The following is a 9,450-nucleotide window of genomic DNA, read 5'->3' as shown; positions in this document are numbered from 1 at the left end:
CCTCACCCCCCAAAACCACCACCCCGACCCGGTGGTGGGTTTTCTGTCGTTAGCCCAAATCCCCCCCCCCACGACCGGGCCGGGGTGGGTGGAGGGTCCAGGGGCACCGGGGACCAGATCGCGCCTGTGCTGCGGCGACGTTTCGCTGGCCCAGCGGTACAGGTGTTCTAGAAAGCCCGGATCCCCGTCCCGATCGGGAGCCGGGCGAGCATCGCGGTCGCCGGGCACTCACGGGCCCGCCACCGCTCACGCAGCGCCACCAACCGGGTCAGGTCCGCCGGCCGGTCGGCCAGTGCCCGCTCTGCCGCGTCGAGGAGGGCGCCGGTTCCCGCGTGCGTCTCCGGGTCCGCCAGTCCCTCGACGGCGACGTGCCGGTGCAGCCCGGCGTCGGGCGTCCGCCGCCGGCCCGGCAGGGTGTCGTCGAGCACGAGGCCCGTGAGCAGGCTGAGCAGCTCGCCGTACAACACCGGGTCCGGGCAGGCGTCGAACGCCTTGAACTCGATCCGCCCGACCTCCGCGGGCAGCCGCGCGGGCTGGGTGAGCGAGGGATCGGTGGCGAGCGCGTGCGGCGAGCCCGGCTCCAGGAACACCATCGCGGCCGGCCGCAGCCCGGTCCGCACCGCCGTCCGGGCCGACAGCCCGCCCCAGGGCGCGCCGTCGCGGAACGGCGAGGAGAACGCCAGCGGCACGAGCCAGGGGCTGTAGTGGGTGAGCTTCGCGCCGGCGTCGACCAGCTCCGCGCCGCCCAGCCCCGCGACGGACAGGTTGAGGTCCGGCCCGTGGGTGACCATGTGCAGGTGGGCGGTCCGCTCCTCCGGCGAGCCGGTGCGGTGGGCGCGCTCCCAGGCGTTGAGCTCGGGGACGACGGGGTAGCTCGACCGCACGGGGTTGAACCCGATCGGGTACGGCTCCAGCCCGCGGCCGGCGGCCTCGTCCTCCAAGGCCTGCAGGTCCGCCGCGAGCGCCGCGACGGCCTCCTCGACCGAGTCGTGGATCCGGGTGCGGATCTCGATCCCCTTCGGGTCGCAGCGGACCAGCCCGCCCGCCTCGTCGAAGCGCTCGAAACCCTCGACGTACCAGCGCTTGCGCTTGATGCCCTGGTCGCCGATCCGCAGGTCGGGGTAGTCGGCCGGATCCTCGGGCAGGGCGTCGACGATCCCCTGCAGCTCCTCGAAGGTCGTGTTCGTGAAGTCGGCGAACGCGCCGTCGGCGCGGCGGAACGCCACCTCGTGCTCGATCCCGTACCTGACCTGCGCCACCCTCGACCTCCACCCCGGCGTTCGTGCCGGCGGACGACGCTAGTCCTGCGCAGGCAGTCGCGGAGCGTGTCGGTGCGGACACCCGATCGGGCTTGAGCGGACGGCGTCAGTCCAGTAAGGCGAACCTGACCCGGCCGGTCGCCGGGTCGGCCTCGACCAGCCGGGCCCGCACGGTCGCCCCCGGCTCCGGCTCGCCCTCGCACCTGGCCAGGACGGGCGGATCGGTGAGGAAGAGCTCGCCGGGCTCGCGGCGCAGGGCCACGGCCGCGAACTCCTCCCCCACCCGGCCCGCCAGCATCGCGGCCTCGGTCCGGTCCGTGCAGGCGCGGTCGACGCGTGCGGCCAGGGTGTCCGACGCGCTCATCAGGCCGGGCAGCCCCGGCAGCGCCTCGGCCAGCCAGCCCGGAACGTCCCGCCCGGCGGCGAGCGCCAGGCAGACCTCGCTGCCGAACCGGTCCACCAGCCGTCGCAACGGGGCCGTGACGTGCGCGTACGGTGCCCCGATCCCGCCGTGGCCCGGGTCCTCGGGCGGCGGGGTGCCGGCGCCGAAGGACGCGTAGGCGGCCCCGCGCAGCAACGTCGTGGCAGCGCGCCGGACGGCCAGGGCGCGCGGATCGGCGTCGGCCGGGCGCGGCAGCGCCGCGAGTACCTGTGCCGGCGACTCGCCCTCCGGCCAGTCCAGGCCCAGCTCGAGCGCCGTCGCCCGCAGCGCGGCGACCGCCTCGGGATCGGGCGCGGGGAGCGTGCGCAGCAGCCCGACCCCGGCGTCGAGCATCATCTGCGCCGCGACCTGCCCGGTGAGCAGCGAGATCTCCGCGTTCCAGTCCTCCACCGGCGTCCGCCGCCGGACCCGGACGGTCCAGCCCGTGCCGTCCGGCACCACCTCCTGCTCCGGCAGCTCCAGCTCGATCGCCCCGCGCGCGACGGCCCGGGCGCGGCGCAACGGGCCCAGCTCGGCCAGGGCGGCGATCGCCGGGTGCGCCCGGCCGGCGTCGATCGCGGCCTGCACGCCGGCGTAGTCGAGCCGGGCCACCGAGCGGACCAGCGCGCGGCGCACGTCGGCGCTCCGGACCGCGCCTTCGCCGTCGAGCTCGATCCGCCACAGCACCGCCGCGCGGGGCCCGTCGGGCAGCAGGCTCGCGGCGTCCTCGGACAGGACCGGCGGGTGCAGCGGGACCGCGCCGTCGGGCAGGTAGAGGGTCTGGCCGCGGCGGCGCACCTCGGTGTCGAGCGGGCCGCCGGGGTCGACGACGGCGCCGAGGTCGGCGATGGCGTAGTGCACGGTGAACCCGCGGGGCGTGCGGGTGATGCCGACCGCCTGGTCCAGGTCCTTCGACCCCGGCGGGTCGATGGTCACCAGCGGGACGTCGGTGGCGTCGACGCGCGGGCCGTCCGGGCCCGCGGCCGCGGCGCGCTCGGCCTCGGCCAGCACCGCGGCCGGGAAGGCCGTGCCGTCGGCGGGCAGGCCGAACTCGGCGCGGACCGCGGCGAAGTCCGGGGCCGCGTTCGTGGCGTGGCTCAGCATGGCGTGCTCACGGGCGCACCCTACGGTCGGGCGGACCGACTTGTGCGGCGGAGCCCGGGGTGTTCTCGTATCCGTCGAGTTCCCCGCCGGCCGGACGGAGCCGCCCGTGCGCACCGTGTCCCCTGCGCCCGCCGAGCCCTCCGAGCCCGCCGTGCCTCCGGCACGCCCCGCGCCGCCCGCCGGTCCCCGGCCGTCCACCCTGGTCCGTGTGGCGACCGCGGTCCTCGTCGTCGTGGGGCTGGTGTTCGGGCTCTACGCCGCCGTCAGCGGCGCGTCGCTGCGCCCCGGGCCCGCGGGCCCGGGCGACGCGCCCGGGATGCCGGAGCCCGCCGCGCCCGCCTGGGCCCCGGTCGACCGGCCCGGCCCCGCGCTCACCGTCCCCGCCGCCGACCTCACCGCCAGCCTGGTCTGCACCCGCGGGCAGGCGACTCGCGACACCGTGCTGCTGCTCTCCGGCACCGGCGCCGACCCCGACACGGCCTTCCGCTGGGGGCTGCGCCCGCTGCTCGCCGCCCAGGGGTTCCCGACCTGCCTGTCCACCGCGCCCGACGCCAACACCGGCGACGTCGCCCGCCGCGCGGAGTACGTGGTGCACGCGATCCGCACGATCGCCGAGCGGACCGGGCGGAAGGTGGCGGTCGTCGGGCACAGCCAGGGCGGGATGGTGCCGCGCTGGGCACTGCGGTTCTGGCCCGACGTCCGCGACCGCGTCTCCGACCTCGTCGCTCTCGGCCCCACCAACGCCGGCTCCGACGCCCTCCGCGCCGGGTGCGCCCAGGGCTGCTCGGCCGCGTTCTGGCAACAGTCCAGCGGCTCGCGGTTCGAGCAGGCGCTCAACTCCGAGCGGCGGACCTTCGCCGGCGTCGACTACACGGTCGTGGTGTCGACCGGGGACACCGTCGTCACCCCGGTACCGCAGGCCTCGGCGCTGCCGGCCGAACCGGGCGGCGGGGCCGTCGCCGGGAACGGGGCGGTCGCGGTGCAGGACGTCTGTCCCGGCCGGACGGTCGAGCACGGCCCGCTCGGCCTGTCCGACGCCGCCTCCTTCGCCCTCGTCGTCGACGCGCTGCGGAACCCGGGGCCGGCCGACCCCGCCCGGATCGCGGCGGCCTCGACGTGCACCCGGGCCCAGGCCCAGGGCATCACCGCCGCCGCGCTGCGGCAGGGCACCGCCGCGGTGGACCGGGCGGTGGCGCAGTCCGCCGCGACCGCCGCGGTCCTGCCCGCCGAACCCGACCTCCCCTGCTACACCCGCCCCGACCCCTGCTGACGGCTTTCGCTACCGGGTGCCGCCCACCGCATGGCCGAGCGCGGGCGGAGCGGGCGCAGCGGGCGGAGGAAGCCGTCCGGACCCCGCATCACCTCGAACGGGCGAGGGTCGCGGTCACCGCGTACCCGCCGCACGCAGCGGTGCCGCCGTCCGGGCGAGGCGAAACACGGTCGTCATCCCCTCCTCTGGACAACTTCGCGGCGAAGGATCAGCCTGGTACGCAAGCGTTCACCGCTACAACCGGGAGGCGTCATGAGGTTGGGCAGGAAGCTGGCGGAGGGTGTCGCGATCGACCGGGAGGCCGAGCGCCTCGCCGAGACGCGGGAATCCGCACCGCAGGCGCACGACACGGTCCCGGTCGTCACCGCCCTGGCGGAGGACGCCCCGGCCGAGCGTCCCGCCCGGGTCTGACCGGGCCGGGTCGGTGGGCGGTCCTTTCGCCCGCAGCCCGCGCGAACACTCCGACGAGCCCCTGCCGGGGTTCAAGCTCGCGTACCCGATGCTCGCCGCCGATGGCGGGAGCTGCGGGTTCAGCGGCGTGACCCTCGGCAGGGCGCACGTCTACCGCGCGGTGGACGACGCCATCTGCGCGCACGGCTCGCGGCACGCCTGCCCGTCGCGCTGGTGTGACTGCGGGTTCTACTGCTTCCACGAGATGGGCGCCGCGCGCGATCTCGCGTGCGAGCCGGACCACCGCAGCGCCGTGCTGCTGGAGGTCGCGGCGTCGGGCCGCTACCGGCGCTACGAGCGCGGTCTGCGGTACGCCCGCCAGCGCGTCAAGACGGTCCGAATCGGGCGCTGCGAGTGCGGGCGCCCGGCCGACCTGTTGGCCGACTCGGGGGCCGGCAGCGTCGGGTGGCGGCGGCTCCTCCCGGTCTGCCGCAACTGCGCCGCCGACCGCCCGGTGCTCGGTCCGGAGCGGTTCGCCGAGCTCGCCGGCGGGGTCGAGGTCGTGCTCGAGGGCCGCCCGACCGGCTTGGCCGAGGGCGAGGAGGCGGCCCCCGTCGTCGTGCTGCCGGAGGTACCGGCCGAGGACCCGGGCACGGTCGCCGTGCTGTCCGCCGAGGTCGCCGTCCTGCACGCCCGGCTCGACGAGACCCTCGCCCGGCTGGAGGAGGTGCAGGCGCGGCTCGACGAGCTCACCCGCCGGGACCGGCCCTGAGCGGCCGGACCCTCACAGCCAGGCGGGCAGCTCCGGGACCGGGGTGGTCTCGCCCTCGGGCGTGACCGCCCGGATCCGGCGCGAGCGCCCGCGCCCGGACACCCACGCCGCGAGGTCGGCGACGGGTGCCTCGACCGAGACGGCGGGCGCCGCGCCCTCGGCCGCCGTCGACCACACCTGGTTGCGGTCGCTCGCGACCAGCCGCACCGCGGGCACCCCGGGCCGGGCCGCCAGGTTCGCGGCCACGTCGGCGACGAGCTCGCACAGCATCGGCTGCGGGAAGTCCTCGAACGAGGCCCCGACGTCGAGGTCGACGGAGTGGATCCACATCTCCCGCGCCCGCATCCACGCGATCTCGGTCGCCGGTACCTCGCGGCCGTGCCGGTCGCGGATGCTGCGCGACCACGCCTCCTCGGGCATCGCCTTCACGACCTGCGCGAGCTTGTCCGAGGTTGCGACCACGTCCTCGCGGATCGCGGCCGGCTCACGCTGCGCCCCGCTCACGATGTCCGCGTCGCGCTGGGTGTCGTCGGCGTAGGCGGGGGTCTCCTCCCCCGTCCGCGCCCAGTGCAGCAGGTTCATCATCGCCTCGGCGTTGCGGGCGACGTGGCTGAGCACGTGCGCGCGGGTCCAGCCGGGCAGCCCGGACGGGGCGCGGAAGGCATCGTCGCCCATCCGGTCGAGGAGCCCGCGGAGGTGCGCCGCACCGTCGCCGGCCCACGCCAGCGACAGCTCGAGCGTCCTGGTCATTTCGCGAGCCGGCAGACGTTGCGGCACTCGCCGAGGCCCGCGATCGCCGTGACCAGCTCCGCGCCGTCGGTCAGGTACCGCGGGGGCCGGCGCGCGTGACCGACGCCGCCGGGGGTGCCGGTGGCGATGACGTCGCCCGGGTTGAGCGTGAGGATCGCCGACAGGTACACGACCAGGTCGACCGCGCCGAACACGAGCTGGTCGGTGGTCGAGTCCTGCATGACCTCGCCGTCGAGCGTCGAGGAGATCGCCCAGCCGCCCTCGGGCAGCTCGTCCGGCGTGACGAGCACGGGGCCCAGCGGGGTGCTGTGCTCGAACGTCTTGCCCTGCAGGAACTGCTTGGTGCGGTTCTGGTAGTCCCGCACGCTGACGTCGTTGAGGATCGTGTAGCCGGCGATCGCCGCCGCCGCCGCGGCCTCGTCGGCGTGGCGCACCGGCCGGCCGATCACCACGGCCAGCTCGGCCTCGTAGTCGACCTGCTCGGAGACGCTCGGCAGCTCGATCTCGTCGTAGGCGCCGACGAGCGCGGGCGCGTACTTCGCGAACACGGTGGGGTACTCGGGCAGCTCGTTGCCCATCTCGAGGACGTGGTCGCGGTAGTTCAGCCCGACACAGATGATCTTCTCCGGCGCGGGCACCAGCGGGGCGTAGTCGAGCCCCTCGACGGCGTGCGACGGGCCGGCCGCGGCCGCCGCGTGCTCGGCCCAGTCCGGGCGGGACAGCAGGGCCCGCAGGTCCGCGTCGCCGGTCTCGGTCGCACCGGTCGCGTCGACCCGGACGGCGCGGGTCCCCGCGGCGGTCCGGATGGTGGCCAGCCTCATCGCGTGCGCTCCACGCTCGATCCTCGCGTCACGGGCATGAGTCTGCGCCACGTCGGGCCGGTTTTCAGCCCCGGGGGTGGGTGCCCGGTGCACCCACCCCCGGACGGCCGAACCGGCCCGTCGATCATGCGGCCGTCCGGCCGCGTGCTAGATCGCCCCGGACTCGTCCTGCGAGTCGCCGCCCCGCAGCGGCAGCCCGCCGAAGACGTCCGCCGGCTCCCGCCACGGGTCCCCGCCGCCCGCCCGGATCGCCCGCCAGATGCGCTCCGGGGTGCACGGCAGGTCGACGTGCGTCACCCCGTACGGGCGCAGCGCGTCGACGATCGCGTTCTGCACCGCCGGCGTCGAGCCGATCGTCGCGGACTCGCCGATGCCCTTCGCCCCGAGCACGTTGCGCGGGGTGGGCGTCTCGGTGGTGACGGCCTGGAACGAGAACAGGTCGGCCGCGGTGGGAATGTGGTAGTCCGCGAGCGTCGCGGTGGTCGGGTTGCCCTCCGGGTCGTAGAGGACCTCCTCGTAGAGCGCCTGCGCGATGCCCTGCGCGAGCCCGCCGTGCTGCTGCCCCTCCACGAGCAGCGGGTTGAGCACCCGCCCGCAGTCGTCGACCGCGATGTGCGCTCGCGGCCGGACCCGCCCGGTCAGGGTGTCCACCTCGACCACGGACAGGTGCGCGCCGAAGGGGTAGGTCGCGTCGGACTGCTGCTCGTCGACGCCGGCGAAGATCTCGCCCTCGGCCGCCACCTGCTCCCAGGTCACCGTGGCCGACGGCACGCCGGCGACGCCGAACTCCCCGTCGTCCGTCAGCGTGACGTCGTCGGGGTTCGCCTCGAGCAGCGCCGCGGCCCGCTGGGTGGCCTCCTTGAGCACGTCGTCGGCCGCGACCCGGACCGCGGACCCGCCCATCTGCAGCGAGCGCGAGCCGCCGGTGCCGCCGCCGCGCGGCACGCTGGCGGTGTCCGACTGCTCGTAGGTGATCTTCTCCATCGGGATGCCGAGCCGGTCCGACACGAGCATCGCGAACGACGTCGCGTGCCCCTGCCCGTGCGCCGAGGTCCCCGCCTGCACCGTCGCCGTGCCGTCCGGGTGCACCCGCACCGAGCCGTACTCGCTGCCCCCGCCGCCCGCGGTGATCTCCACGTAGACCGACATGCCGATGCCGAGCTGCACCGGGTCCTCGGACTCCCGGCGGGAGGCCTGCTCCTCGCGGAGCTTCTCGTAGTCGGCCAGCCGCAGCGCCTCGCGCAGCGGCAGGTCGTAGTCCCCGACGTCGTAGTTCGCGCCGACCGGCGTGGTCAGCGGGAACGCGGCGGGGTCGAGGAAGTTGCGCCGGCGCAGCTCGGCCGGGTCGAGGTCGAGCTCGGCCGCGGCGATGTCGACCAGGCGCTCCAGGTGCGCCGCCGCCTCCGGCCGGCCCGCCCCGCGGAACGCGCCCATCGGCGTGGTGTTGGTCAGCGCGGCGACGGCGTCGTACCCCACCTTCGGGATGTCGTAGACGCCCGGCGCCATCACGTAGGTCATGTGCAGCGGCAGCGCGCCGCCGAACCCGGCGTAGGCGCCCGCGTCGCCGACGACCCGGCAGCGCAGCCCGGTCATCCGGCCCTCGCGGGTGAGCCCGAGCTCGTAGTAGGCGACCTGGCCCCGGCCGTGCGGCATCGAGACGAGGTTCTCCGAGCGCGTCTCGACCCAGGCGACCGGGCGGCCCAGGGCCCGCGCCGCACCCACCGTGGCGGTGTGCTCGGCGATCATCCCGGCCTTACCGCCGAAACCGCCGCCGACGTTGGGCGCGATCACCCGCACCGCATCGGCCTCCAGCCCGAACAGCCCGGCGAGCTGGGCGCGGAAGCCGTGCGGCATCTGGGTGGAGACGTGCACGACGAGCGCGTGGTCGGAGTCCGTCGGGTCGACCAGGATCGCGTTGCCCTCGAGCGGCACGACCGCGATGCGCTGGTTGACCATGCGGGCGCGGACCACGACCTCGGCGCCGTCGAGCACCGCGGCACCCTCCGCCGAGCGGAGGCCGCCGGCCACGTTGGACCCGGCGTCGGGGAACTGCAGCGGGGCGTCGGCGTCGAGCGCCGCCTCGGGGTCGACGACGGCGGGCAGCGGGTCGTAGTCGACCTCGACCAGCTCGGCGGCGTCGACCGCCGCGGCCTTGGTCTCGGCGACGACGAGCGCCACGGCCTCGCCGACGAACCGGACCCGGTCCGTGGCCAGCGGGGGGCGGGGCATGTCGGGGTTGAGCACCATCAGCCCGTGGTGCGCGGGGAGCTCGAGGTCGGCGGCGGTGTAGACGGCCACGACGCCCTCGGCCGCCGCGGCGTCGGAGGTGTCGATCCCGGTGACGAGCGCATGTGCCAGCGGGGAGCGGACGAACGCGGCGTGCAGCACGTCCGTGCGGCCGGCGACGACGTTGCCGACGTAGGTGGTGGCTCCGGTGATCAGGTCGGGGTCCTCGATCCGCCGCACGGCGGTCCCGAGAATGGAATGAGGCATGTGACTCACATTACGACGTGCGGGTGGAGAAGCGAGCCGAATGTTTGACGCGGCCCGTCCGGGTCGGGGAAGGTCGTCCGTGCCCCCCTCCTACCCGCACCGCGGCCACCGGTCCTCCGGGGTGCCGCCGGTGTCGCCCGGGGTGGCCGGACCGGCCCCCGTCCGGTCCG

8 protein-coding genes are annotated in these 9,450 nt (G+C 75.9%); 3 read left to right on the top strand and 5 right to left on the bottom strand.

Annotated elements, in window-relative coordinates:
• Nucleotides 1-167 precede the first annotated feature (167 nt).
• Nucleotides 168-1,259, bottom strand: a complete 1,092-nt coding sequence (locus tag AB0B41_RS14785) for a glutamate-cysteine ligase family protein (RefSeq protein WP_358203068.1) — start codon at nucleotides 1,257-1,259, stop codon at nucleotides 168-170.
• 106 nt (nucleotides 1,260-1,365) lie between these two features.
• Entirely contained in the window at nucleotides 1,366-2,784 is a 1,419-nt protein-coding gene (locus AB0B41_RS14780; protein WP_358203065.1) for an RNB domain-containing ribonuclease, read from the bottom strand.
• A gap of 208 nt (nucleotides 2,785-2,992) precedes the next feature.
• Between AB0B41_RS14780 and AB0B41_RS14775 the strand changes: the two genes are divergently transcribed.
• The 3 genes from AB0B41_RS14775 to AB0B41_RS14765 all read left to right on the top strand — a co-directional run bounded on the left by AB0B41_RS14775 (nucleotide 2,993) and on the right by AB0B41_RS14765 (nucleotide 5,216).
• A complete protein-coding gene (locus AB0B41_RS14775) occupies nucleotides 2,993-4,054 on the top strand; it encodes a lipase (protein WP_358203063.1) in 1,062 nt (353 codons plus the stop codon).
• A 252-nt stretch (nucleotides 4,055-4,306) separates the two neighbouring features.
• Entirely contained in the window at nucleotides 4,307-4,465 is a 159-nt protein-coding gene (locus AB0B41_RS14770; protein ID WP_358203060.1) for a hypothetical protein, read from the top strand.
• A gap of 13 nt (nucleotides 4,466-4,478) precedes the next feature.
• A complete protein-coding gene (locus tag AB0B41_RS14765; RefSeq protein WP_358203058.1) occupies nucleotides 4,479-5,216 on the top strand; it encodes a hypothetical protein in 738 nt (245 codons plus the stop codon).
• A 12-nt stretch (nucleotides 5,217-5,228) separates the two neighbouring features.
• Here AB0B41_RS14765 and AB0B41_RS14760 read toward each other — a convergent pair whose 3' ends face one another.
• From AB0B41_RS14760 to AB0B41_RS14750, 3 genes are all read right to left on the bottom strand, one after another.
• Complete coding sequence (locus tag AB0B41_RS14760; protein WP_358203056.1) at nucleotides 5,229-5,966, bottom strand: maleylpyruvate isomerase family mycothiol-dependent enzyme; 738 nt, start codon at nucleotides 5,964-5,966, stop codon at nucleotides 5,229-5,231.
• A complete protein-coding gene (locus tag AB0B41_RS14755) occupies nucleotides 5,963-6,787 on the bottom strand; it encodes a fumarylacetoacetate hydrolase family protein (protein WP_358203054.1) in 825 nt (274 codons plus the stop codon). Before AB0B41_RS14755 ends, AB0B41_RS14760 begins: the two co-directional genes overlap by 4 nt.
• Before the next feature lie 147 nt (nucleotides 6,788-6,934).
• Nucleotides 6,935-9,280: a xanthine dehydrogenase family protein molybdopterin-binding subunit gene (locus AB0B41_RS14750; RefSeq protein ID WP_358203052.1), complete on the bottom strand. Its 2,346-nt coding sequence runs from the start codon at nucleotides 9,278-9,280 to the stop codon at nucleotides 6,935-6,937.
• Between the last annotated feature and the right edge of the window lie 170 nt (nucleotides 9,281-9,450).

Source organism: Pseudonocardia sp. NPDC049154 (assembly GCF_040648315.1).
Classification (GTDB): Bacteria; Actinomycetota; Actinomycetes; order Mycobacteriales; family Pseudonocardiaceae; genus Pseudonocardia.
Note: the sequence above shows the minus strand (reverse complement) of the source record. Positions and strands in the feature narration are given on the sequence as shown.

Excerpts from the sequence above, each read along its gene's own strand:
- AB0B41_RS14760 (WP_358203056.1), bottom strand. The coding sequence starts at position 5,966 with ATGACCAGGACGCTCGAGCTGTCGCTGGCGTGGGCCGGCGACGGTGCG.
- AB0B41_RS14780 (WP_358203065.1), bottom strand. The coding sequence starts at position 2,784 with ATGCTGAGCCACGCCACGAACGCGGCCCCGGACTTCGCCGCGGTCCGC.
- AB0B41_RS14755 (WP_358203054.1), bottom strand. The coding sequence starts at position 6,787 with ATGAGGCTGGCCACCATCCGGACCGCCGCGGGGACCCGCGCCGTCCGG.
- AB0B41_RS14770 (WP_358203060.1), top strand. The coding sequence starts at position 4,307 with ATGAGGTTGGGCAGGAAGCTGGCGGAGGGTGTCGCGATCGACCGGGAG.
- AB0B41_RS14750 (WP_358203052.1), bottom strand. The coding sequence starts at position 9,280 with ATGCCTCATTCCATTCTCGGGACCGCCGTGCGGCGGATCGAGGACCCC.